19 protein-coding genes are annotated in these 24,267 nt (G+C 66.6%); 8 read left to right on the top strand and 11 right to left on the bottom strand.

Going from position 1 to position 24,267, the window contains the following annotated elements; all coding sequences use genetic code 11:
* Positions 1–44: 44 nt before the first annotated feature.
* The 4 genes from CupriaWKF_RS15550 to CupriaWKF_RS15535 all read right to left on the bottom strand — a co-directional run bounded on the left by CupriaWKF_RS15550 (position 45) and on the right by CupriaWKF_RS15535 (position 5,558).
* Positions 45–2,414, bottom strand: a complete 2,370-nt coding sequence (locus tag CupriaWKF_RS15550; RefSeq protein ID WP_276098726.1) for an acyl-CoA dehydrogenase family protein — start codon at positions 2,412–2,414, stop codon at positions 45–47.
* A gap of 79 nt (positions 2,415–2,493) precedes the next feature.
* The gene (locus CupriaWKF_RS15545) at positions 2,494–3,264 is read right to left on the bottom strand and encodes an enoyl-CoA hydratase/isomerase family protein (protein ID WP_276098725.1); all 771 of its coding nucleotides are present in this window, start codon (positions 3,262–3,264) and stop codon (positions 2,494–2,496) included.
* A gap of 14 nt (positions 3,265–3,278) precedes the next feature.
* Positions 3,279–4,517 carry a CaiB/BaiF CoA-transferase family protein gene (locus CupriaWKF_RS15540; protein WP_276098724.1) on the bottom strand — a complete coding sequence of 413 codons (1,239 nt, stop codon included), beginning with the start codon at positions 4,515–4,517 and terminating at the stop codon, positions 3,279–3,281.
* A 66-nt stretch (positions 4,518–4,583) separates the two neighbouring features.
* Positions 4,584–5,558: a tripartite tricarboxylate transporter substrate binding protein gene (locus tag CupriaWKF_RS15535; protein ID WP_276098723.1), complete on the bottom strand. Its 975-nt coding sequence runs from the start codon at positions 5,556–5,558 to the stop codon at positions 4,584–4,586.
* 149 nt (positions 5,559–5,707) lie between these two features.
* On the opposite strand from CupriaWKF_RS15535, the gene CupriaWKF_RS15530 reads away from it, so the two are divergent.
* A complete protein-coding gene (locus CupriaWKF_RS15530; RefSeq protein WP_276098722.1) occupies positions 5,708–6,676 on the top strand; it encodes a LysR substrate-binding domain-containing protein in 969 nt (322 codons plus the stop codon).
* A gap of 31 nt (positions 6,677–6,707) precedes the next feature.
* Here CupriaWKF_RS15530 and CupriaWKF_RS15525 read toward each other — a convergent pair whose 3' ends face one another.
* Positions 6,708–7,760, bottom strand: coding sequence for a phytoene/squalene synthase family protein (locus tag CupriaWKF_RS15525; protein ID WP_276098721.1), 1,053 nt, complete (start codon positions 7,758–7,760; stop codon positions 6,708–6,710).
* Positions 7,761–8,026: 266 nt separating this feature from the next.
* Here CupriaWKF_RS15525 and CupriaWKF_RS15520 point away from each other — a divergent pair, with 266 nt between their 5' ends.
* Both CupriaWKF_RS15520 and CupriaWKF_RS15515 read left to right on the top strand, forming a co-directional pair.
* The gene (locus CupriaWKF_RS15520; protein ID WP_276100831.1) at positions 8,027–9,208 is read left to right on the top strand and encodes a molybdopterin-dependent oxidoreductase; all 1,182 of its coding nucleotides are present in this window, start codon (positions 8,027–8,029) and stop codon (positions 9,206–9,208) included.
* Between the two features lie 14 nt (positions 9,209–9,222).
* Positions 9,223–9,843 (top strand): c-type cytochrome, encoded by a 621-nt coding sequence (locus tag CupriaWKF_RS15515; protein WP_276098720.1) that lies wholly within the window; start codon positions 9,223–9,225, stop codon positions 9,841–9,843.
* A 213-nt stretch (positions 9,844–10,056) separates the two neighbouring features.
* Here the strand turns inward: CupriaWKF_RS15515 and CupriaWKF_RS15510 are convergent, their stop codons facing one another.
* From CupriaWKF_RS15510 to manD, 3 genes are all read right to left on the bottom strand, one after another.
* Positions 10,057–10,248 carry a DUF1484 family protein gene (locus CupriaWKF_RS15510; protein WP_276098719.1) on the bottom strand — a complete coding sequence of 64 codons (192 nt, stop codon included), beginning with the start codon at positions 10,246–10,248 and terminating at the stop codon, positions 10,057–10,059.
* 323 nt (positions 10,249–10,571) lie between these two features.
* Positions 10,572–11,606, bottom strand: a complete 1,035-nt coding sequence (locus tag CupriaWKF_RS15505; RefSeq protein WP_276098717.1) for a Zn-dependent oxidoreductase — start codon at positions 11,604–11,606, stop codon at positions 10,572–10,574.
* Positions 11,607–11,638: 32 nt separating this feature from the next.
* Complete coding sequence (manD, locus tag CupriaWKF_RS15500) at positions 11,639–12,847, bottom strand: D-mannonate dehydratase ManD (RefSeq protein WP_276098716.1); 1,209 nt, start codon at positions 12,845–12,847, stop codon at positions 11,639–11,641.
* A gap of 243 nt (positions 12,848–13,090) precedes the next feature.
* Between manD and CupriaWKF_RS15495 the strand changes: the two genes are divergently transcribed.
* Genes CupriaWKF_RS15495 through CupriaWKF_RS15485 form a run of 3 tightly spaced genes read left to right on the top strand, consistent with a single transcriptional unit; the run spans position 13,091 to position 17,505 of the window.
* Positions 13,091–14,542: a mannitol dehydrogenase family protein gene (locus tag CupriaWKF_RS15495; RefSeq protein ID WP_276100830.1), complete on the top strand. Its 1,452-nt coding sequence runs from the start codon at positions 13,091–13,093 to the stop codon at positions 14,540–14,542.
* A gap of 34 nt (positions 14,543–14,576) precedes the next feature.
* Complete coding sequence (locus CupriaWKF_RS15490; RefSeq protein ID WP_276098715.1) at positions 14,577–15,596, top strand: TRAP transporter substrate-binding protein; 1,020 nt, start codon at positions 14,577–14,579, stop codon at positions 15,594–15,596.
* Positions 15,597–15,636: 40 nt separating this feature from the next.
* Complete coding sequence (locus CupriaWKF_RS15485; RefSeq protein WP_276098714.1) at positions 15,637–17,505, top strand: TRAP transporter large permease subunit; 1,869 nt, start codon at positions 15,637–15,639, stop codon at positions 17,503–17,505.
* A gap of 21 nt (positions 17,506–17,526) precedes the next feature.
* Here CupriaWKF_RS15485 and CupriaWKF_RS15480 read toward each other — a convergent pair whose 3' ends face one another.
* Complete coding sequence (locus CupriaWKF_RS15480) at positions 17,527–18,042, bottom strand: M48 family metallopeptidase (RefSeq protein ID WP_276100829.1); 516 nt, start codon at positions 18,040–18,042, stop codon at positions 17,527–17,529.
* 49 nt (positions 18,043–18,091) lie between these two features.
* A complete protein-coding gene (locus tag CupriaWKF_RS15475; protein ID WP_276098713.1) occupies positions 18,092–18,313 on the bottom strand; it encodes a hypothetical protein in 222 nt (73 codons plus the stop codon).
* 141 nt (positions 18,314–18,454) lie between these two features.
* Here CupriaWKF_RS15475 and ettA point away from each other — a divergent pair, with 141 nt between their 5' ends.
* Positions 18,455–20,122: an energy-dependent translational throttle protein EttA gene (gene ettA, locus CupriaWKF_RS15470; protein WP_276098712.1), complete on the top strand. Its 1,668-nt coding sequence runs from the start codon at positions 18,455–18,457 to the stop codon at positions 20,120–20,122.
* Between the two features lie 85 nt (positions 20,123–20,207).
* Here the strand turns inward: ettA and CupriaWKF_RS15465 are convergent, their stop codons facing one another.
* On the bottom strand, positions 20,208–21,344 hold the full coding sequence (locus tag CupriaWKF_RS15465; RefSeq protein WP_276098711.1) for a metallophosphoesterase: 1,137 nt from the start codon (positions 21,342–21,344) through the stop codon (positions 20,208–20,210).
* 336 nt (positions 21,345–21,680) lie between these two features.
* Here CupriaWKF_RS15465 and CupriaWKF_RS15460 point away from each other — a divergent pair, with 336 nt between their 5' ends.
* The gene (locus tag CupriaWKF_RS15460; protein WP_276098710.1) at positions 21,681–24,062 is read left to right on the top strand and encodes a carbohydrate-binding family V/XII; all 2,382 of its coding nucleotides are present in this window, start codon (positions 21,681–21,683) and stop codon (positions 24,060–24,062) included.
* The last annotated feature ends 205 nt before the right edge of the window (positions 24,063–24,267 follow it).

Genomic DNA, 24,267 nt, shown 5'->3' with positions numbered 1-24,267 from the left:
GCCTCCTCTTTGTGTGCTTCGTGGACCTGCAAGATCAGACTGCGTCAGGGGCGCGCTTCCTCCGTGGCCGCCGCGAAGCGGCCCAGGTGCGCGGCAGCGTTGCCAAGCAACAGATCGTTGCCCATCAGCCGCTTGCTGTAATGGCTGATCGGCGTCTCGTCCTGCAGGCCGATCGCGCCATGCAGTTGCAGAACGTCGAGCGCGATCGCGCGGCCGGCCATGCCCACCGTGTACTTCGCGGCGCTGACGCGGCACTTGCGTTCGGCGGGTGATGCCGTCTGCCAGCCGGCGAGGGTTCGCCTCACCAGGTGTCGCGCGCCATGCCAGGCGCGGTAATGGTCGACCACGCGATGCTGCAAGACTTGCTGTTCTGCCAGCGTGCGGCCGAACTGCTTGCGGGTACGCAGGTATTCGACCGTGATGCCGAGCGCTTGCCGCATGGCGCCGATGCTTTCCGCGCAAAGCGCCAGCGTGGCAAATGACAGGGCACTCTCAAGAGCGATGGCAACCGTTGCGCCGCCGGCGAGCAAGGCAGAGGGCGGCAGCGTGACCGCGTCGAGCCGCAGGCTGGCGGCGCCGCGTCCATCGTGCAGCTGGTATGCCTGTGTGGCGACGCCAGCCACATCGGCCGGTACATCGAACAGAGCCGCGCTGCCATCTTCGCGCAGCGCGGCCACGATGAAGCGATGGGCCTGGGCGCCACCCATGACCAGCGGATAGATGCCGCCAAGCCGCCAGCTATCGCGCGCCTGCTGTGCGGTGACTTTCGGACGCCAGCTCCGGCCGGAACCGGAATCATCGCCACAGGCTAGCGCGCACAAGGCATCGCCACTTGCGACTGCCTCCAGCAGCGTGTCGCGCGCTGGGCCGGCGGGCGTGGCAAGCAGTGCCTGCACCACCAAAACTGCATTCCACGGCAGGGGCTCCAGCACCAGCGCTTCGCCCAGCGTTTCGACAAGTGGCAGCAGGTCTTCCATCGATTGACCGAGGCCGCCGGCACTTTCCGGGATGGCCAGGTTGACGAGGCCGAGTTCGCAGAGCCCCGTCCATGCCTCCTGGTCGAAGCCGCCTTGCGCACCGACGATCCGCTGGCGGCGGTCGAAGGTGTAATGCTTGCCCAGCCAGCGCCGGACCGTGTCGACCATCATGGCCTGCTGTTCGCTCAGATGGTCGTTGCGTGGACGATCGATCTCGGTCTGCCCGGCGAAGATTGCCTTGGCGATGATCTGCTTCTGAATCTCCGAGGAACCGCCCGCCAGGGAACTGCCCCGATAGCGCCACATATGCAAGGCCAGATTTGCCGCATGCTCCGCGGTGCCGGACAAACTGCCTGGCTGCCCGTCGAGCGCTTCGGGATGGAACCGCAGCGACTCGGTGCCATGCGCATCGGTCTGGAACAAGTGAAGGTCCTGCAGCAGCTGGATGCCCTCAAGCTTCAGCAGTGAAGCTTCCAGGTCGGGGCTGCCACCCTCTGCAGCCATCCGCACGGCAGGCCACCAGGCGGCTTCCAGGGTGCGCGTGCGGATGTCCAGCTCAGCGTGGCGGCGCGCAAGCAGTGCATGTTCAACGCGCAGCTCGGGAGAGTGATCGATCTGGCGTGCCCTGACCAGTCTTGCGGCACTGGCGAGTTCTGCCTTGCATTCGGCCATGCGTGCCACGAACAGGCGTTCGATGACCAGCAGTCCCTTGGCGATCGCCCACCCGTTGTCGACCGGGCCAACCAGGTTCTCGGCTGGCACCCGCACATCGTCAAAGAAGATCTGGACGTGGAAGTGCGAGCCGTTGATATAGCGGATCGGCCGTACGGTTACCCCGGGTGAGCGCAGGTCGACGAGCAGTACCGAGATCCCATCCTGCTTGCGTGTCGCGCGCGGATCCGTGCGAACCAGAACGAGGGCCCAGTTGGCCCAATGCCCGAGGCTTTGCCAGATCTTTGTGCCATTGACGCACCACATGCAATCGTCCAGCCGCGCCGTGGTGCGCAGTGCCGCGAGGTCCGATCCGGCGTCCGGCTCGGAGTATCCCTGTGCCCAGAAGTCGTCGAAAGACAGCATGCCGGGGAGGAACTTCCGGCACTGCTCCGGCGTGCCGTGCCGGATCAGGGTGGGACCGATGGTATCGATGCCGAGATTCTCGATATGCGGCGCGTCGCTGGCGGCGAGTTCCTCGCGGAAGATGGCCTGCTGCACCAGCGACCACCCCGGGCCGCCGTGCTCGCGTGGCCAACCCGGGGCAGCCCAGCCGCGAGCATGAAGGATGCGGTGCCAGCGTGCGGCCTGTTCCCGGGTGACAAGACAGTTGGCCTGCGTTGCCGCACGGATGTCGGCTGGCACCGCCTCCGCGAGGAATGCGTGGACCTCATCGCGGAATGTCTCTTCGGACACAACGGAACTGGCGTCTGATGGATGTGGCATGGCCCTTTTTCTTTCTGGTTACGTGGCACCAAATGGCCGGCTGTGCATGGTTTGCCGCGCCCCCCGTACCGTTCTGTCGTCAGCCTTGCCAGTACGGCTTGCGCTTTTCCACGAAGGCGGCGATCCCCTCCCTGGCGTCTTCCGTCGCAAAGACATTGCCAAACGATTCCACGGCCGTGGCGATCCCGCGCCGGTAGTCGCCATCATTGGCGCGCAGGAATGCCGTGCGTCCCATCCGCATCACGACCGGGGACTTCTCGCATAGCGTCTGCGCCAGCGCACGCGCTTCGCGCATGACGTCTTGCTCCGGAACGACGCGGCTGACCAGTCCGAGCGACATGGCTTCGGCCGCGCCGAACGAGCGGCCCGTGAACAGCAGGTCGAACGCGCGATGGCGGCCGATGATGCGCGGCAGGTGCGTGAAATGGATGGCCGGCGTAACGCCGACATCGATCTCCGGATAGCCGAAGGTCGCGGAATCGGCGGCCACGATCATGTCGCAGTGAATCGCCAGCGTCATGCCGCCGCCGCGCGCAGTCCCGCTCACCGCGGCAATGGACGGCTTGCCGAGGTTGAACTGTGCTTCGTGCAGCCCGTTGTAGAGCTTGTCGACAAGCTGGTACGCGCGCGACGGCGTCGCACCGTGCAGCGCATCGAGCTGAAGCCCCGCGCAGAAGCGCCGCGGCACGGCGCTGCCGAGAATGACGGCACGTACGGAATCGTCTTGCGCCGCGCGGCGCAAGGCGTCCAGCAGCGCGTCGATCATGCCTTCGTTCAGGGCATTGACCGGCGGGCTGTCCAGCAGGATCTCGGCGACGCGGTCGCGGACTTCATAGGTAACGGCGGACATGTCGGCTCCAGGTGTCATGCCGCGGCGCGCTGGCGCGTCGGCGGTGTGTTGGATTCAGCGCTGCCGGCAGTTGCCACGACGCCGCTCGCCTTGAGCGCGGCGATGGTGTCGGCGTCGTAGCCGGCCTGGCGCAGTACCTCCTCGGTATGCTCGCCGAGCAGTGGCGGAGCCCGGTGCGCGGCGCGGTCCTCGCCCCGGAAGCGCACGGGCAGGCCCATGTTGCGGACCGTTCCCAGCACCGGGTGCTCCGACTCGACGACCAGCCCGCGTGCCGCAAGCTGCGGATGGGCCAGGGCCTGGTCGAGCGTATGAATCGGGGCGCAGGCAACGCCCGCGTTGCGCAGCGCTTCCAGCCAGAACGCAACGGGTTCGGTCGCAATGCGCGCGCGGACCAGCGCGACGGTCTCGTCGAAGTGCGCGACGCGGTCGGCATTGGTCGCGAAGCGCGGATCGTCGACGTAGGCTTGTAGCCCGGCAACGGGGCAGAAGCGCCGCCATTGCGCATCATTGCCGATGCCGATCATGACCGGGCCGTCCGCGGCCTCGAATACCTGGTACGGTGCCATGGCCGGATGCGCGGTCCCCATCGGGCGCGGCGGCTTGCCGCTGCACCAGTAGTTCTGCGCGAGGTAGCCCATGAAACCCATCGCGGTGTCCAGCAGCGAGACCTCCAGCTGCATGCCGCGGCCGGTTTTCTGCCGCTCGATCAGCGCGGCCAGGATGCCGCTGAACGCATGCATGCCGGTGCCAAGGTCGACCGGGGAGAAACTCGCGCGGGCAAGGCTGCCGCCGGGTTCTCCCATCGTGCTGATCATGCCGCTGAATGCCTGCAGCATGACGTCGTAGCCGGGCTCCTGTCCGAGCGGGCCGGTCCGTCCGTAGCCGGATATCTCGCAGTAGATCAGTGCCGGATTCAGCGCCGACAGGGTTTCGTAGTCGACGCCAAGCCTTGCGGCGGCGCCGCTTCCGAATCCTTGCAGCACGATGTCGGCCTTGGCCGCCAGCGTCTGAACGATCTCTCGGCCCTGCGCCGTCTTCAGGTCGACAGCGAGGCTGCGCTTGTTGTGGTTGACCGCCAGGAAGGTGGCGGACTGGCCGCGGTCCTGCGGCAGCCACGCGCGCGTATCGTCGCCATGCCCGACGGGCTCGACCTTGATGACTTCGGCGCCAAGCTCGCCCAGGTACTGGCCGCACAGCGGGCCGGCCAGCACCTTGCTCAGGTCGAGGACCCGAATTCCCTGCAATGCAATCATGTGTCTATCCCGATTGAAATCCATATGCGGCCCCTGGCCCATGTACCAGGGCCGGATCCACGCGTCCTATTCAGGCTTGATGTCGATCGACCGCGCCAGGGCCGTCCAGCGCGCCGCGTCGCGGTTGACGAAGTCCTGCACTTCGCCGGGCGCAAGATGGAACGGCTCGGCCCCGCGTGCGACCAGCGCACTGCCGTACGCCGCATTGCGCGCGGATTCGGCCACCGCATCGCGCAGCAATCCGACAATCGCGGGCGGCGTGCGTGCCGAGACCTGCAGCGCGAGCCAGAACTTGAGGCTTACCGCCGGATATCCCGCTTCGGCCAGCGTCGGCACATCGGGCAGCAGCGGCGAGCGCGCGGCCGAGGTGATGGCCAGTGCCTTGAGCTTGCCGCCCTGAACCTGGCCAATGCAGGTGGTCATGCTGTCGAACAGGAAGTCGACATTGCCGGCCATCACGTCGCTGCTGGCGGGCGCGCTGCCCTTGTACGGGATGGTGACTGCGGAGAACTTCGCGGCCTTGAGCAGCAGCGCGCCATAGATATGCGGCGAGCTGCCCGCGCCATAGGTCGCGTAGCTGAGGTTGTCGGGCTTCTGCCTGCCCAGCCGGACCAGGTCGGCCAGGCTGCTCACACCGAGCTTGGTCGGGTGCACCACCAGCACGTTCGGCACAGTCGCGACCACGCCCAGCGCCAGCAGGTCGCGCTGCGGCTGGAAGCGCAGGTCCGGGAACATCAGCGGGTTGACGGCGTGCATGCCGACCGTGTTCAGCAGGATGGTGTAGCCATCGGGGCTGGCATCGAGCACGCTCTGCGTGCCGAGGTTGCCGCCAGCGCCGGGCTTGTTCTCCACGACGACGGTCTGGCCGAGCTTCTGCGACAACGGCACGGCAATCTGCCGCGCGACGAAGTCGCCGGGGCCGCCGGCGGCAAACGGCACCACCAGCCTGAGCGGCCGCGTGGGCCATTGGTTTGCCAGCAGTGGCCGCGCGAACAGCGCGGCGCCTGCGCCTGCAAGAAAGTTGCGGCGACCGATTCCCATATCGTCTCCAGTGATGGTCTGTGCCGGAGTCCGCGTGCGTTGCGCGGGGCAGGTGTCACTATCAAGGCCGCTTGGCTATATGTCCAAGACATCTTCAGGATGCCGGGTATCATGATCCGTTATAGCCGGCGGGGGCCAGGGAGACAGCAATGGGAATACCAGTGGACGTGCGCGGGTTGCGCAGCTTCCTCGCCGTGGCAGCGGCGGGGTCAATCTCGCGCGCGGCGCAAACGCTGCATATCGCCCAGCCTGCCGTGAGCCTGCAGATCCGGCAGCTCGAAGAGACGCTCGGCGTGGCCCTGTTCACGCGCAGCCACAAGGGCGTGTCGGTCACGGCGGCGGGCCAGCGTTTCGAGCAGCATGCCAGGGACATCCTGAAGCGGCTCGACCTTGCCTGTGAAGACGTGCGCGATCTTGTCACGGATCCGGAGGGGCGCGTCGCGATCGGCCTGCCGCAGTCCATGGCCAAGATCCTGACCGTGCCGCTGGTACGGGAAACCATCCGACGCTGGCCCAGGGTGCGGCTGCAGGTGATCGAACTGAGCACCGGGTACATCCCGAACCATCTGCTGACCGGCCATATCGATGTCGGCATGACCTTCCAGGCGAACGCCGACCCCGGGCTCCTGTTCGATCATCTGGTCGACGAAGATCTTGTGCTCGTGGCCGCGCCCGGCAGGTTTGGTGGCGCGAAGCGACGCGATGCCCTGCCTGCAAAATCCGTTCGCCTGGGCGATCTGAGCCGCTATCCGATGATCCTGCCCGCCGGCGAGCATGGCCTGCGTGCGCTGATCGACAGCCATTTGCGTGCCCATGAGATCGGACTGAGCGTACTGGCGGAGGTGAATGCCATCCCCGAGCTGATCGCGCTGGCCGCGGCCGGCGTCGGCTGCACGGTGCTCTCGTATGCATCGGTCTGCGCGGAACTGCGCAAGGGGCTGCTGTCGGCCGCGCGCATTGCCGAACCCGCCATGTCGCGACCGGTGTTCCTGTGCCGCTCGGCCACCATGCCGCTGTCGGTGGCGGCGTCGGCGGTGCATGAGTTGCTTGGGGAGATCGTCAGCGCGCAGATTGCCGACGGGAGCTGGCCGGCGCGCGTCGGCCCGGCGCGGCGGTAATGCCGCGCGGGCGATACGTGCCTTGTCGTCCTTATCGCGACAACACTGCCTCGATGCGCGCGATCTCGCCTTCCATCCAGCGACGCAACAAGCTGTCCGACATGACCAGCAGCGTGCTGCCGCCGAGGATGCGGTAGACCTTCCTGCGGTCGGTCTTCGAGACCTTGTCCGGGTCGAGCCACGCCTCGTTCTCCACAAGCAGCAACAGGGTCTCGAGCCCGATCAGGATCGGCCACAGGCAGGCGAGCCGCAGCCGCACGGCAGTACGCGGAATCGCGAGCGTGTAGGCCATGGCTTCGCGGAAGTGGTCGAGCGCCAGGCGCACGAGCTCGAACAGCACCGGCCGCATGCGGCGCGAATTTGCCGGCTCCAGCAGGTCGCGCGGCTCGCATCCGTAGCGGTGGAGGAGTTCCTTCGGCAGATAGCAGCGCCCGATACGCAGGTCGCTGCCGCAGTCGCGCAGCACGTTGACCATCTGCAGGGCCTTGCCGAAGCGGATGCCCCGACGCTGCATGATGGCTGGCTCTTCCCTGAGTACGCCGGGCAGGTGGGCGTAAGTCATTGCTGTCCAGAACTCTCCGACGCAGCCGGCGACGAGGTACGTGTAGCGATCAAGCTCGGCCAGTTGCTGCAACGCGCCAAGTTCGCCGGAGCGCTCGTCCGGGAACGTGCGCAGGTCGAATTCCATGCCCTCGGTCAGCGTGGTGACGATGCCGCGCACGGCGGCCCGGTCGGCGTCATCGAGCTGCGCCAGCACGTCGAACGCGGGCCGGATCGACTCCAGCAGCGCTTTCTCCTTGGATTCCGTCTGATGGTTGGCGACTTCGCGGGACAACCGGTCGGCGAACGGCACCGGGTCGCTGCGGCCATTGACACATTCGCGAAGCGCAAGCAGCAGATCAAGGCGCTCCGCGGCCGGAATCAGCGCGGTGTCCGCAATCGTGTCGGCCGCACGCGCGAGCAGGTAAGCCAGGCCGACGGGGTCGCGCATACCCGCCGGCAGGATGCGCAGCGTCAGGTAGAACGAGCGGGAAACTCCCTTCAGCAGCGGGCCGAGCAGGTAGGCCCGGGTCGGGTTTGGCATGGGTGCGGTGGTTGCGCGAGGGTAGGGCGCATTGTAGCCGTCACTTCCCGACCTAAGTCAGTACCGGCACATTCGATTCCACCGATAACCCTTACCAAAATAACGCGTTATACGCCGCCCATGCCCGCTGGCGACAATTCCCCAAAGTCCTCACCGTGGACACTATATTCAGAACAAATAGGGAGAAGACCATGACTGCCCGCGACGATTCCCACCGCCGCCCCACACGCGAGCGGCGCCGTTTCCTGCAAGGGGCCGGTGCCCTGATGGCCCAGGCCGCGCTGGGCGCCACGGCGTTCGATGCGCTGGCTGCCGGCATGCCGGGCAAGGTCACGATGCCCTTTGCCAACGGCGAGCGCGAACTGGTTGCCTTCCCGCAGAAGCGCCCGCTGATCCTCCTGACCAGCCGCCCGCCGCAGCTCGAGACGCCGTTCAGCGTGTTCAACGAGGGCGTCCTCACGCCCAATGACGCGTTCTTCGTGCGCTATCACTGGAGCGGCATCCCGACTTCGATCGATCCGCAAGCCTATCGGCTGCGCATTGGCGGCCACGTGAAGGCGCCGCTGGAGCTGTCGCTGGCTGACCTGAAGACCCTGGCCGATCCGGTCGAGATCGTGGCCGTGAACCAGTGCTCGGGCAACAGCCGTGGCTTCTTCGACCCGCGCGTGGGCGGTGGCCAGCTTGGCAACGGTGCGATGGGCAATGCGCGCTGGACCGGCGTGCCGCTCAAGAAGGTGCTGGAAAAGGCCGGCGTGCAGCCGGGTGCGGTGCAGGTTACCTTCAACGGCCTCGACAAGCCGCCGCTCGAAACCGGACCGGACTTCGTCAAGGCGCTGAATATCGATCACGCGCTCGACGGCGAGGTGATGCTGGCCTGGGCGATGAACGGCGCGGATCTGCCGATGCTCAATGGCTATCCGCTGCGGCTCGTGGTGCCGGGGCACTACGGCACGTACTGGGTCAAGCATCTGTCGGACATCCAGGTCGTGGACAAGGTGTTTGATGGCTTCTGGATGGCATCGGCCTATCGCATCCCGGCGAACCCGTGCGCTTGCGTGGCGCCCGGCACTGCGCCGTCGGCGACCACGCCGATCGGCCGCTTCACGGTGCGCTCGTTCATCACCAGCCTGCAAGACGGCGCCAAGGTGCCGGCTGGCCGCGAGACGGTGGTACGCGGTATTGCGTTCGATGGCGGCTACGGTATCGCCGAAGTCGCCTTCTCCGCGGATGGCGGACGGTCGTGGCAATCGGCAAAACTCGGCCAGGACCTGGGCCGCTACTCGTTCCGCGAATGGACGGCGGCGCTGCGCCCGCCGCGCCGCGGCAACCTGGACCTGCGCGTGCGCGCTGTGAACCGCATCGGCCAGAGCCAGCCGCTCGAGGCGCTGTGGAACCCGCCCGGCTATATGCGCAACGTGGTCGAGACCACGCGCGTCACGGCGGTTTGAGGGAGGCGGACATCATGAACATGAAGACCCTGATCGCCGCCGCGCTCGCCGCCATCGCCGTGCCAGCCATGGCGCTGGAAGTGACCCTGCCCCCGGAAACCGCCGCCTATCGTCCGAGCGATCTGCCCGGTTACCGGCTGGTGCAGCAGAACTGCATGACCTGCCATTCGGCGCAGTACGTGGAGACGCAGCCGCAGACCTCCAGCCGCGCCTACTGGGACGCGACCGTCAAGAAGATGAAGAAGCCTTTCGGCGCGCCGCTGCGCGACGAAGACATGCCGGCCATCGTTGACTACCTGGTCAAGACCTATGGCGCGGAGCGCGGCAGCGCAACGCCCGTAGCGGCCGTTCCCGTGCCCGCCGCGGCAGCGGCCAATGGCGGACCGCGCACGGCGGATGCGCTGCTCGGCGCCAACCAGTGCAGCGCCTGCCATGCGGTCGACAAGAAGGTGGTCGGCCCTGCTTTTCATGACGTGGCGGCCAAGTACGCAGGCAATGCCGATGCTACGGGCAAGGTGATGCAGAGCATTCGCAACGGCGGCAGTGGCAGGTGGGGGCAGGTGCCGATGCCAGGCTTCCCGCAGTTGGATGAGGCGGATTTGAAGACGCTGGCGACGTGGGTGTTGTCGCGATAACGGAATCGGGCTACGTGAATGCGTAGCCCCTTCTCTTTATGCCGCCACGCTCTCGTCCTGGCCCTGTGACTCGAGCTTCAATGCCCACCCGAGTGACTTCCATGACCGTAATGATGGTCAGGTCAGGGGCAGAATGGTCGACGAGCTGTCGTTCTTGGCGCACGTCAAGCACGCCGACCCATGCATGGCCACAAGCCGGCGAGCCCGCGCCGTCTATTCTTGCCCCGACATCTGACAAGCGAGCACCCATTCCAACTGCGCCTTCAGCAATCCGAGCAGGCAGAACGCGCTGAAGCACTTCTCCGATCGCTCGCTTTGCTGCTCAAGCAAGTCGAGAACCCCTTCAAGACCTGCGCTGACTTGCTGCAGGCTGGAGTTCGCTGCGGAAACATCGATTGTGGACATTTGACCTCCATGGTGTGTAGAAGGTCGACCGCGAACTATTGAGGGGAGGGCGGCGGACCTTGACGACGAGGGTGGAAAACCGGTGTATCGACCAAAACCGGTCAGCCTTGCGGCTGCCTCGTGTCCGGCCCGCCATGGAAACGACGACAAGCGCGTACGCGAATGAGAAGGGCGCCGAAGCGCTCCTTTGGTCGGTCGATGCATTCAGGCTTCCACACCCGGTCAACGCAACGCGAGGACGGCCTCAAGTGTTCCTCGGCGCCGATGACGAATCGATAGGACACTTCGCATTTCCGTACAGCGGCATACGCCACATCGCCATATCATGCGGGCTCGCCAAAATCGAGCAACACCTTGCAGCTCTCGCGCGGATTGCGCTCAGCCAGGTCGAAGGCGCTTGCGACTTCGCGGAAGTCGAACTGGTGCGTGACGATGTGGCCCGGATCCACCAGTCCGCGCGAGATCCAGTCGATCACCGTAGGGAACATCGCGCAGTTCAGGCGCGACGCGTAGACGCTCAGCTCCTTTTTTGTCAGCTCCTGCTGCGGAATCGCGGACGGCGTCGCGGAAAAGCCCAGTACGCCGATCCGGCCCGCCGGCGCGGCAAGACGCACCGCCTCTTCCAGGATCGACGGGTGGCAGACCGCGTCATAGATCAGCGTCGGGCCGCCATCCACCCCGCGCCGCGCAAGGGCCAGCTCCAGCGGTTCACGCGCGGTGTTGATGATTTCGTCCTCTTCGGCACCGCAACCACGCGCCAGCGCCAGGCGCTCGTCAACGTGATCGGTGATGAAAGTGCGCACACCGTACACGCGCTTGAGCACCTGCAGCAGGTTGAGACCGACCGGCCCGGCGCCATAGACCAGTGCAATGTCTTCGCACAGCACGCCGGTGCGGTAGGTGACGTTGGCCGCCACGGCGAACGGTTCGATCACCGAGGCGCTGGTTGTCGGCAAGCCATCGGGAACCGCGTAGGCATTGCGCGCCGGTACGCACGCGTACTCGCTGAAGCCGCCGTCGCGGTGCACGCCGATGACCTGCAGGTGGGTGCAGACGTTCTGCCGGCCGATCCGGCAGGCATGGCACTGTCCGCAGCTGATCACCGGATCCACCACCACTCGCTCTCCGATGCGCGACGTGTCGACGCCGGCGCCGACCGCGTCGACGCGACCCACGAACTCATGGCCAATGATGCGCGGATAGGCCACGAAGGGGTTCTTGCCGTGGAAGATATGCAGGTCCGAGCCGCAGATGCCGGCATAACGCACGCGCACGCGGACTTCACCGGGAGCGGGCGCGGGGGTTGGCCGTTCGCACACGGCCATGCTGTTCGGTTGATCGACGACAACGCTCAACATCCTGAGTCCTTGTTCTGAAGGCCTGGGCCGGATTACCAGTGCCACATCGAGCCATCACGCAGGCGTGCCACCGGCAGGTAGGCGCGTTCGTACGGATACCTGGCGGCCAGGGTCTCGTCGATGTCGACGCCAAGGCCCGGCACTTCATCCATGACGAGGTAGCCATCTTCGAAGCGGTAGTTGTGCGGAAAGACCTCGTCGGTCAGGGCGCTGTGCGGCATCAGTTCCTGAATGCCGAAGTTTGGCGCCCACAACCCAAAGTTGACCGCGGCCGCCATGCACACCGGAGACAGGTCGGTGGCGCCATGAAAGCCGGTGCGCACCTGGTACATGGCGGCGAAGTCCGCGATGCGCCGCACGTGCGTGATGCCGCCGGCGTGCACGATGGTGGCGCGGATGTAGTCGACCAGCTGGTTGCTGATCAGGTCCTTGCAGTCCCAGATGGAATTGAAGATCTCGCCGACCGCCAGCGGCGTAGTGGTGTGCTGGCGAATGAGGCGGAATGCGTCCTGGTTCTCGGCTGGCGTGGCATCCTCCAGCCAGAAGAGGCTGTAGGGTTCGAGTGCCTTGCCGAGGCGGGCCGCTTCGATGGGTGTCAGCCGGTGGTGCGCATCATGCAGCAGATGGGGTTCGAAGCCGACCGCCTCGCGCACCTTGCGAAAGAGCTCCGGCGCGTGGCGCAGGTAGAGCGAGGTGTCCCACGGCTCCTCCGGGGGCAGGCCTTTCTCCGCGGGTTCGTAGTGGCCTTGTTGCTTGCCCACGCCGTACACCTTCGCCAAGCCCGGCACGCCGGATTGCACGCGGATTGCCTTGTAGCCTTGCTCGATATGCTTGTGTACGGCATCGATGGCTTCGCTGTGGTCGCGGCCATTGGCATGGCCGTATACCATCAGCCCGTGGCGGCTGCGGCCGCCCAGCAGCTGGTACACCGGCATGCCCGCCAGCTTGCCCTTGATGTCCCACAGCGCCATGTCGATGGCCGCGATGGCGGTCATCGTGACGGGCCCGCGCCGCCAGTAGGCGCCGCGGTAAAGGTATTGCCAGATGTCCTCGATATCGCGCGGGTCCCGCCCAATCAGACAGGGAATGACGTGTTCGTCGAGATAGGCCCTGACGGCCATTTCCCGGCCATTGAGCGTGGCATCCCCCAAACCATGCACGCCTGCGTCCGTCACGACCTTGACGGTCACAAAGTTGCGGCCCGGGCAGGTGACGATGGTCTGGATCCGTTCGATCTTCAAGGCGTGCTCCTGGCGCTGCGTGCAAGGGGGAAATCCCGACGAGGGGAAGGCATGCCACGCAGGTTATAGCGGGGGCGTCACGGGGAGTGGAGGCAGCTTCTGCAGCGGTAAAGCGCACCTTCTGCATAGGTCTGGCGAAACGGCCGCACGTTTGTGCGGGTACCCCGTGGTACGTTGAGCCTCGGTTCAGACAGCAGGCATTCGAGGCACGATGCAGCATTGCAAACGATCGAGGTACCGGCCATGAGGCTGGCGCAGCGTACCCTCTGCAGCGCCAATGCAGGCGTGCGTCAGCCCGGCTACGACCGCAGCCGCCTGTCGCGCGGCGTGGTGCACATCGGGTTGGGCGCCTTCCATCGCGCGCACCAGGCGCTGTACACCGAAGCGGCGATCCGCAGCGGCGACACGCGCTGGGGCATCGTCGGCGTCAGCCTGCGGGGACCACGCATGGCGCGTGCGCTGTCTGCGCAGGATGGCTTGTATTCGGTCACCGAGCGGCAAGGCGCGGAGGCGACCACGCGCATCGTGGGCGCGGTGGTGCAGGCCCTTTACGCGCCGCATGCGCTGGAGCAGGTCCTTGGGGCGCTCGCGGACCCGGCCGTATCCGTGGTGACCTGCACCGTCACGGAGAAGGGATACAGCCAGCACCCGTCCACCTCGGACCTCGACACCGCCGATACGGATATCCAGCACGACTTGTCCTGTCCCGACGCACCAAGAAGCACGCTCGGCGTGCTGGCGGCCGGCCTGCGCCGGCGGCCACCGGATGCGCCGCTCAGCATCGTGTGCTGTGACAACATGGCCGGCAACGGCGATGCGCTGCGCAGGCTGCTGGTGCAGTACGCAATGCTGATCGATCCGGTGCTCGCGCGGCGCATCCGGGACGATGTGGCGCTGCCGAACGCCATGGTGGACCGCATCGTGCCGGCTGCCACGCCGGCATCGCTGAACTGGGCGCAGCAGCGCCTCGGCTTGCGTGACGAGGCGGCCATTGTCTGCGAGACGTTCTCGCAATGGGTGATCGAGGACCGCTTCGCCGGGCCGCGGCCCGCATGGGAAGCGGGTGGAGCGCTGCTGACCGGCGATGTCCGGCCCTTCCAGGCCATGAAGCTGCGGCTGCTGAACGGCACGCACTCGGCGATCGCCTATGCCGCGCAGCTGTGCGGCATCGAGACCGTTGCCGCGGCGATGGCCGATCCGGTCCTCGAGGCCTTCGCGCGGGGCGCGATGGACGACCTGCGCGCCACCGTGGCAGCGCCGCCGGGATTCGACGTGAGCCGCTACGGCAAGGAACTGCTGTGCCGCTTCCGCAATGCCGCGCTCGAGCACCACACCGCGCAGATCGCGACAGACGGCACGCAGAAGATCCCGGTGCGCTGGCTGCCGGCTTTGCGCGAGAGCGCTGCCGCAGGCATCGAGCGGCCATACCTGGAGCGCGCGCTGGCGGTGTGGCTGCACTACCTGCGCAGCGAAAGCAGCGACCACGGCGAGGCGCTCGTCATCCGCGATCCCGGTGCCCCGGCGCTGGCCGCACGGCTGCGCGCGGCGGGCTGCGACGCGGCAGCCATTCGGCAGGCCCTGGCCCATGCCGCCGTCTTTGGCGACGAGCCGTGGCCAGAGCCGCTTACCCACCGCCTTGCCGGACATCTGAAGGTACTGGGCGAGCGCGGCACGGTTGCACTGCTGTCCTGCTAAGCCACACCCATGAACAAAAGGAGACAACGACTTCATGGCCAAGCTGTTTACCCGCCGCCAGTTCGGCGCACTCGCCGCCGGTGGCATGGCACTGGCATTGCCCGTGCGAAGGGCGTTCGCCCAGAGCGCCGCCATCAGGCTCAAGTACGGTACCGCTTTCCCTGCGGACCATCCGGGCACGGTGCGTATCAAGGAGGCCGCCGAAGCCATTCGTCGGGACACCGGTGGCAAGGTCGACCTGCAGGTCTATCCCAACAGCCAGCTGGGCAGCGAGCCCGACATGATCTCGCAGACGCTGGCCGGCGCCATCGATTTCATGTCGACGGCCGGCACCAACCTGCAGACGCGGGTGCCGGCCGCCAGCATCAACGGTGTTGCCTATGCCTTCAAGGACTACGCCACGGTATGGGCCGCGATGGACGGGGCGCTCGGCGCCTATGTCCGGGCCGCGCTTGCCAGGGTGAACCTGCACGTCTTCGAAAAGTGCCTCGATAACGGCTATCGCCACATCACATCCTCTGTCCGGCCGGTGAACACGCCTGCGGACCTGAAGGGATTCAAGATCCGCGTGCCCGCGATCCCGCTCTGGGTTGCAATGTTCAAGACCCTGGGCGCGTCGCCGACGGTCATACCCTTCGCCGACCTCTATTCGGCGCTGCAGACCCGGGTGGTGGACGGGCAGGAGACGCCGCTCTCGCTGATCCGCAGCGGCAAGCTCTATGAAGTCCAGAAGTACTGCTCGCTCACAGGGCATACCTGGGACGGACACTTCATCTTCGGCAACGCGAAGAAATTCCAGGCCCTGCCGCGCGAGGTGCAGGCATCGCTCACCACGCGCTTCACGGCCGCGGCGCTGAAACAGCGCGAAGACATTGCGCGCGCCGATGTCGATGCGCAGGGCGAGATGGTCCGGCTCGGCATCACCTTCAACCGGCCCGATCCGGCGCCGTTCCGCCAGCTGCTGCAACGCGAGGGTTTCTATACGGCGTGGAGGCAGAAGTTTGGCGACGAGCCATGGCGGATGCTGGAGCAATACACGGGTCCCCTGGCCTGAGGCCGGCTCGAACCCCGCCACCGCGAAAGAGGAGACAGTGATGGAGCCCACCTCCGGGACCCTGGTCCCGCCCGCACATGCACCCCTGACCATCAGCGCGCGCTGGGGGCGCATCCTGGCCTGGCTGGTCGAGGTGCCGACAGCGCTGATCGTCGTTGCCGAAATCCTGATCCTCGGCGGCGGCGCGTTTGCGCGCTATGCCTTGCATGCGCCGGTGGCGTGGACCGATGAACTTGCCGGCATTCTGTTCCTCTGGCTGGCGATGTTCGGCGCCGTCATCGCGCTACAGCGCAGCGCGCATATGCAGCTCACCACCTTCATCAAGAACGCGCCGCCGCGCCGGCGCGCGTGGCTGGATGCCTTCGGCATGTGGATGGTGGTGGCGTTCCTGTTGCTGCTGTTGCGGCCTGCATGGGAACACCTGGCAGAACACGTCGACGTGCTGACGCCGACGCTGGAGATCAGCGAAGCCTGGCGCGCCGGTGCGGTGCTTGCCGGGGCCGTACTGATGCTCGTGACTGCCGTCATCCGCCTGCTGGCGCTTGCGAGCCTGAAGCAGCTTGCAGCGAGCGGCGCGCTGGTGGCGGCCGGCGCCGGCGTGCTGTGGCTGCTGTCGCCCGTGCTGATGGAACTCGGCAATGCCAATCTGGTGATCTTTTTCCTGCTGATGCTGGTCGGCTGCGTCGCCGTCGGCATGCCCATTGCCTTCGCCTTCGGGCTTGCCACGCTTTGCTACCTCGCGCTGTCCACCGATACGCCGCTGTCCATCATTCCGAACCGCATGCAGGAGGGCATGTCCCACCTGATCCTGCTAGCGGTGCCGCTATTCGTCTTCCTGGGCGCACTGACCGAGATGACGGGGCTTGCGCGCGCCATGATCCATTTCCTGGTAGCACTGATTGGGCACGTGCGCGGGGGGCTGCAGTACGTGCTGCTCGGCGCGATGTACATCGTTTCAGGGATTTCCGGCTCCAAGGCCGCCGACATGGCGGCAGTGGCGCCGGCGCTGTTTCCCGAGATGAAGCAGCGCGGCGCCCGGGATGGCGACCTGATCGGGCTGCTGTCGGCGTCGGGGGCGATGTCGGAAACCATCCCGCCCAGCATTGTGCTGATCACGGTCGGGTCGGTGACGGGAGTATCGATCACGTCGCTGTTCATCGGTGGCCTGATGCCTGCCGTGGTCGGGCTGGTGATGATGGCGCTCGTGGTCTGGTACCAGACGCGCAACGAAGACATGAGCGGCGCGGGGCGGCCGTCGCGGCGGGAAATCCTCAGGTCGCTGCTGGTTGCGCTGCCGGCACTGGCGCTGCCGGTCATCATCCGTACCGCGGTCGTGGAGGGCGTGGCCACGGCGACGGAAGTCTCGACCATCGGCATCTTCTACACCGTGCTGGCAGGCGTACTGGTCTATCGGCAGTTCAACTGGCGCCGGATCTACCCGATGCTGGTCGACACGGCGGCGCTGTCGGGGGCGATCCTGCTGATCGTCGGCTGCGCCACCACCATGGCCTGGGCGCTGACCCAGTCAGGCTTTGCACAGGACCTGGTGACGATCATGTCTGCCGTGCCCGGCGGCAAGACTGGTTTCCTGCTGGTATCGGCGCTGGCCTTTGTCCTGCTGGGCAGCCTGCTCGAGGGCATTCCAGCCATCGTGCTGTTCGGGCCATTGCTGTTCCCGATCGCCAAGCTGGTCGGCGTGCACGAGGTGCACTACGCCATGGTGGTGATCTTCGCGATGGGCCTGGGCTTGTTCGCGCCGCCGTTTGGCGTGGGCTTCTATGCCGCCTGCGCGATCGGGCGGGTTTCGCCAGACGTGGCGATGCCGAGGGTCTGGCCGCACATGGCGGCGCTGTTCATCGCGCTGTTGCTGCTGGCGCTGGTGCCGTGGTTTTCCATCGGCTTTCTCTGAGCGGGACGTGCGGCTCCGGGATCAGGCTTCGACGGCCGATGCATTGCCGGCCGCCTTCCCCAACTCGCGCCACGCCAGGAACAAGCGCGTGTCGAATTCCAGCTGGTGGTAGTGCGGCTCCATGTGCTCGCACAGGCGATAGAACGCCTTGTTGTGGTCGCTCTCCTTGAGGTGAGCGAGTTCGTGCACGACGATCATGCGCAGGAATTCCGGCGGTGCCTCCTTGAACAGCGAGGCCACGCGGATTTCCTTCTTGGCCTTGAGCTTGCCGCCCTGCACGCGCGAGATGGCGGTATGCAGGCCCAGCGCCTTGTGGGCCGTGTCGAGGCGGGCGTCGTAGCCAACCTTGTGCAGCGGCGGTGCGCTGCGCAGGTATTCCTGCTTCAGTTCATTGGTGTAGTCATACAGCGCGCGGTCGGTCTGGACGCCGTGACACTGCGGGTAGCGGCGGGCGAGGTGCTCACCCAGCTTGCCGGTCGCCACAAGGTCGCGCACCTGGTCCAGCACGCCGGGCGGATAGCCGCCCAGGAAGCGCATCGGGTCCTTCGCGGACGGCTGCCAGGTGTTCGCGTTCACTGCGCGCCGATCAGTGGTGGTGATGGTGGTGCATCCAGCTGTTGTCCAGCGAATTGACGAAGGACTCCACGGCGTCCTTGTCGCCGGTGGCGTGGCGCATCAGCTCGCCGCACTTGCAGAAGCCCTGGTACGGCGTGATATGCGAGCAGGCCGAGGTCTTCTGCAGGTACAGCGTGACGGGCTTCGTGCACTTCTTGCACTTGAACTTCAGGGTCAGGGCGGGTTTGCTCATGGGCGAATGAAATCAATGCGTTAGCGCTACGGCGAACTATCGATTGTACCGGGCACTCGGGCATTTCGCAGACCGGCGGACACCTGCTTTGTTAAACTCCGCCCATTCCCAAATTCCCGAAAAGCACGGACACCGCACTCCATGGCTCAGTACGTTTTCACCATGAACCGCGTGGGCAAGATCGTTCCGCCCAAGCGTCACATCCTGAAGGACATCTCGCTGTCCTTTTTCCCCGGCGCCAAGATCGGCGTGCTGGGCCTGAACGGCTCGGGCAAGTCCACGCTGCTGAAGATCATGGCCGGCCTGGACAAGGAGATCGAGGGCGAAGCCACGCCGATGCCGAACCTGAACATCGGCTACCTGCCGCAGGAACCGCAGCTCGACCCCGAGCAGACCGTGCGGGAATCGGTGGAAGAAGCACTCGGTGGCGTGTTCGAGGCGCGCAAGAAGCTCGATGAGATCTACGCTGCCTATGCCGAGCCGGATGCGGACTTCGACGCACTTGCTGCCGACCAGGCCAAGTACGAAGCCATCCTGGCCGCCAGCGACGGCAACAATGCCGAGCTGCAGCTCGAAATCGCCGCCGACGCGCTGCGCCTGCCGCCGTGGGATGCCAAGGTCGGGCACCTGTCCGGTGGCGAGAAGCGCCGCGTGGCGCTGTGCCGCCTGCTGCTGTCGCGCCCCGACATGCTGCTGCTGGACGAACCGACCAACCACCTGGACGCCGAGTCGGTGGACTGGCTGGAGCAGTTCCTGACGCGCTTCCCGGGCACCGTGGTGGCCGTGACCCACGATCGCTACTTCCTCGACAACGCCGCCGAGTGGATCCTGGAACTGGACCGCGGCCAGGGCATTCCCTGGAAGGGCAACTACAGCTCGTGGCTGGACCAGAAGGAAGCCCGCCTCAAGCAGGAAGAGGCCAGCGAATCGGCCCGCCAGAAGGCGCTGCACAAGGAACTGGAGTGGGTGCGCCAGAACCCGAAGGGCCGCCAGGCCAAGTCCAAGGCGCGTCTGGCCCGCTTCGACGAGCTGAACAGCCAGGAATACCAGAAGCGCAACGAAACCCAGGAAATCTTCATCCCGGTGGGTGAACGCCTGGGCAATGAAGTGATCGAGTTCGACAACGTCAGCAAGGGTTTTGGCGACCGCATGCTGATCGAGAACCTGAGCTTCAAGGTGCCGCCGGGCGCCATCGTCGGCATCATCGGCCCGAACGGCGCCGGCAAGTCGACCTTCTTCAAGATGCTCACGGGCAAGGAACAGCCGGACAGCGGCGAGATCAAGATCGGGCCGACCGTGAAGATGGCCTTCGTCGACCAGAGCCGCGACGCGCTGGACGGCACCAAGACCGTGTTCGAGGAAATCTCGGGCGGCGCCGACATCCTGACCGTGGGCCGGTACGAAACGCCGTCGCGCGCCTACATCGGCCGCTTCAACTTCAAGGGCGGCGACCAGCAGAAGCAGGTCGGCACGCTGTCGGGCGGGGAGCGCGGCCGCCTGCACATGGCCAAGACGCTGATCGCCGGCGGCAACGTGTTGCTGCTCGATGAACCGTCGAACGACCTCGACGTGGAAACGCTGCGTGCGCTGGAAGACGCGCTGCTGGAATTCGCCGGCTGCGTGATGGTGATCTCGCACGACCGCTGGTTCCTGGACCGTATCGCCACGCACATCCTGGCCTTCGAAGGCGATTCGCACGTGGAGTTCTTCCCGGGCAACTACCAGGAGTACGAGGCGGACAAGAAGCGCCGACTCGGCGAGGAAGGCGCCAAGCCGAAGCGAATCCGCTACAAGCCGATTTCGCGCTGATTGGTTTGATCGCAGAAAAAAAGCCAGGCCCCTTGCGCCTGGCTTTTTTTTCTTGAGTGGCCAGATAGCGAGGGCGTGTCCGGCATCAATCCTGCGCCCGCACCAACCTTACCCGCGTAATCTCCGAAGGCGCCCCGAACCGCTTGGGCGGCCCCCAGTAACCCGTCCCGCGGCTCACATAGACCCACAGCGATTCATGCCGGTTGAGCCCCGCCGTGTACGGCTGCTGCATCGGTACGAACAGGTTCCACGGCCAGAACTGCCCGCCATGGGTGTGGCCTGACAACTGGAGGTCAAAGCCCGCCTCGACCGCCGCCGGCGCCGTGCGCGGCTGGTGGGCCAGCAGCACGCGCGCGCCGGCGGGCGGTGCGCCGTGCAAGGCACGCTGCGGGTCGCTGCGGTGGTGTTCAAAGAAGCGGCCAGCCGAATAATCGGTGACGCCGGCCAGCACCAGCACAGCGCCGCCATGATCGAGCGCCACGTGCTCGTTCATCAGCACGCGCAGTCCGAGCCGCCGCAGTTCGGCGATCCACGATTCGGCGCCCGAGTAATACTCATGGTTGCCAGTGACGAAGTACACGCCGTGGCGCGCCTGCAGCCGCGCCAGCGGCGCGGTGTGGGGGGACAGCTCGCGCACCGTGCCGTCGACCAGGTCGCCGGTGATGGCCACCGCGTCGGCCTGCAGGCTGTTGACGCGGTCGACGATGCGGTCCAGGTAAGGCCGCTTGATCGTCGGGCCGACGTGGATGTCGCTGATCTGGGCGATCGTGAAACCGTGCAGCGCCTCGGGCAGGCCGCTGACCGGCACATCGACTTTAACCACGCGGGCGAGTCGCCTCGCATTCACATAGCCGGCCAGGGTTACCAGCAGGGCGAGCAACGGCACTGCGGCGGCGCTGTACGCGTACAGCCCGGGGGGGTGCCAGTTCGCCAGCCAGGCGCCGGCCAGCACGATGTCACGTCCAACCGTGAGCACCAGCAGCGTGGAGAAGAACCCCATGGCCAGCATGCCGACCCACGACACGGCGTCCGACCACGGCTGGCTCACGCGGCGCGCCAGCAGGCCCGCGGGCAGCAGCGCGCATGACAGCGCCAGCCAGGCGCCGCACAGCGCCTTGACCACCAGCGGCACTGGCAGGCCGGGCAGCAGGCGCAGGGCGATATAGGCATGCAGCAGTGCCGTGATGGCACCGGCAGTCAGGATAGTGGTCCGTGGGGGCATGGGGGCGCGCTCGGGGGACGGTCCCGAAAAAATGGGGCCGGCGCGCGGGGCGTTCAAGGGGGACACTGCCGCAATGTGCCATTGACGGCGGTGACAGGGATTTACCACCGATCTCCGGTGATCCAACCGGCATTGGCATGTGACGCGGCCGGCGCGCTATGGCCCCCGCCCTCGGTGATCTGAGCCCTTTGCGTTCGCGTGCTGAATGTTTTTGAAACGGATTGTCCGCCTTTGCGGGCTCATCTAGATTCGCACACAGGGGCGCCCGGTTGTGCAGCATCGTGCCCAACGTACGCATAGTCTGCCTGCACGGGGTCACCCCAGCCGGAGATAGCCATGTCTTTTCGCCTGACGCGCGCCAGCGCGCTGATGACTGCCGTCTGCATCGCGCTGGCGCCCGTAGCGCCGCAGGCGGCCACGCCGCCCAAGCCAGTCACGCCGCTGACCTGGCCGCGCAACTTCGATGCCGCCAGCGAGCATGTGGAGCTGTACCAGCCCGAGATCGAAAAGTGGGAGGGCAACCGCATCGCAGGCCGCGCTGCGGTGGCGGTCGGCGCGAAGGACGGGACGCCGACCTATGGCGTGGTCCACTTCTCCGCGATCGCCGATATCGACAAGCCCTCGGCGTTGGTCCAGCTGACCCAGATCACCATTGAAAGCGTCGAAGTGCCGACGCGCCCCGATGCCGCCGACCAGGTGCGCAACGCGCTGCTTGCCCGGTTGCCGCCCCAGGGGCTGACCGTGCCACTGGACGAACTCCAGGCCAGCTACGCCGTCTCGCGCCAGTTGGCCAGCGCCGCGCGGGTAACAGTGAAGAACGATGCGCCGCAAATCATCTTTGCCACCACTCCGACCCTGCTGGTGCTGGTCGATGGCGAGCCGGCCTGGCGCGCCGTGCCGGGCACCAGCTACGAACGCGCGCTCAACAGCCGGGCCATGCTGCTGCGCGAGTCCGGCGGCGAGCTGTACCTGCAGGCGGCAGGCTATTGGTACCGGTCCGAGTCCGCTGGCGGCTCCTGGGAGGTGATGTCGACCGTGCCGAAGGCCTTGCAGGCCGCTGCAGCCAAGGCCGCCGCGTCCTCCAAGCCTGATGCGATGCTGCCGGCGGACGGCAAGCGCCCCGCGCGCGGGCCTGACATCCTGCTGGCAACGCGGCCGACCGAGCTTGTGGTGACCAGCGGCGCCCCGCAGATGACGCCGGTGGGCGGTGGCGGCCTGCTGGCCATGTCCAATGCCGACCACGCGGTGTTCGTGGATCCGGCCTCCAACAACTACTACGTGCTGGTGTCGGGCCGCTGGTTCCGCGCGACGATGCTGCCCGGTCCGTGGGAATACGTGCCAGGCAGCGAGTTGCCGGCCGATTTTGCAAAGATCTCGCCCAACGATCCCAAGGCCAATGTGCTGGTCTCGGTACCGGGCACGCCGCAGGCCAAGGAAGCCGCGATCGCCGCCACCATTCCGCAGACGGCAACCGTATCGCGCGCCAAGGCGGCGCTAACCGTGGCCTATGACGGCGCGCCGCGCTTCGTGCCGATCACCGGCACGTCGCTCAGCTACGCCGTCAATACCGGCACGCCGGTGATCGAGGTGGACAGCAGCCATTACTACGCCGTGGCCAATGGCATCTGGTTCACGGCGCCCTCGCCGGCTGGCACCTGGCGCGTGGCGACCGAGGTGCCATCGGCCATCTACACCATTCCGCCGAGTTCCCCGGTCTACTACGTGACCTACGTGCGCATCTACTCTGTCACGCCGGACACGGTCGTGGTGGGCTACACCCCGGGCTACATGGGCGTGGTGGTCAGCGCCGACGGCACCGTGGTGTACGGCACCGGCTACGTCTATCCGGCGTACGTGGGCGCGGTCTACTACGGCTATCCGGTCACCTACGGCTATGGCGCCGGCTTCGGCATCGGCCTGGCCGAGGGGTTTGCGTTCGGCTTCGCGGCCGGCGCGTTCTGGGGCGCGGCATCGCCGTACTGGGGGCCGTACTGGTGGGGCGGCCCCTATAACTGGAACTACGTGAACGTGAACCAGGCCAACTTCTACGGCCGCTGGGGGCAGGGCACGGTCACCCACGCCCAGGGCTGGAACGCCTGGACCGGCACCGAATGGCGCGGCACCGCGGCTTCCGGGTTCAACCCCGCCACGGGCGCGCATTTCCAGGGCAGCCGTGGCGCGGCGTTCAATCCGTATTCCGGCAATTTCGCGGCGGGGCGGCAGGGGTCGTTCGCCAATCCGTCTACCGGCCGTGAAGGCGCCGGGCGTGGCGGCGTCGTCGGCAATGCGTACACGGGCAACTACGCGGCCGGGCGCCAGGTGGCCGGCTATAACGCCCAGACCGGCCGCGTCGGCGCGGCCGAGGCCGGCATCGCCGGCAATGCCCAGACCGGCCAGTACACGGCGGGCAGCCGTGGCTTTGTCGCCAATCCGGACAAGGGCAATGCCGTGGTCTGGAACAACGGCAATGTCTATGCCGGCCACGACGGCTCCGTGTACCAGCACACCGACAACGGCTGGCAAAAGCACACGCCGGGCGGCTGGGAACCCGTGCAAACCAGCAACGAGGTCACGGGCCGGCTGGAACAGCAACGCCAGGCCCGCGAGGTCGGGCAGCAGCGCTTCCAGGGCGCGGCGCAGCAGTGGCAGGGGGGCGGCCGCTTCGGCGGCGGCGGCTTCCATGGCGGCGGCCGGTTCCACGGCGGATTCCGGCGCTGAAGCCGGCGGCAGCGGCGCCAACCGGCGCCCGCGCATGACCGCCGGCCGGCGCGACGAAATGAGTAAACACGGACACAAAAAGTTTGAATAGGCGCGCCCTTTGGCGCGCCGTAACCTGCCTGAACAGGCACCGGATCGGGCGGCGTGGGGCCGCCGTGTCCGGAACGGGGGGCGGCCATGGTTGCTGGCACAGGAGGTCACGTGA

Source organism: Cupriavidus sp. WKF15 (assembly GCF_029278605.1).
Classification (GTDB): domain Bacteria; phylum Pseudomonadota; class Gammaproteobacteria; order Burkholderiales; family Burkholderiaceae; genus Cupriavidus.
Note: the sequence above shows the minus strand (reverse complement) of the source record. Positions and strands in the feature narration are given on the sequence as shown.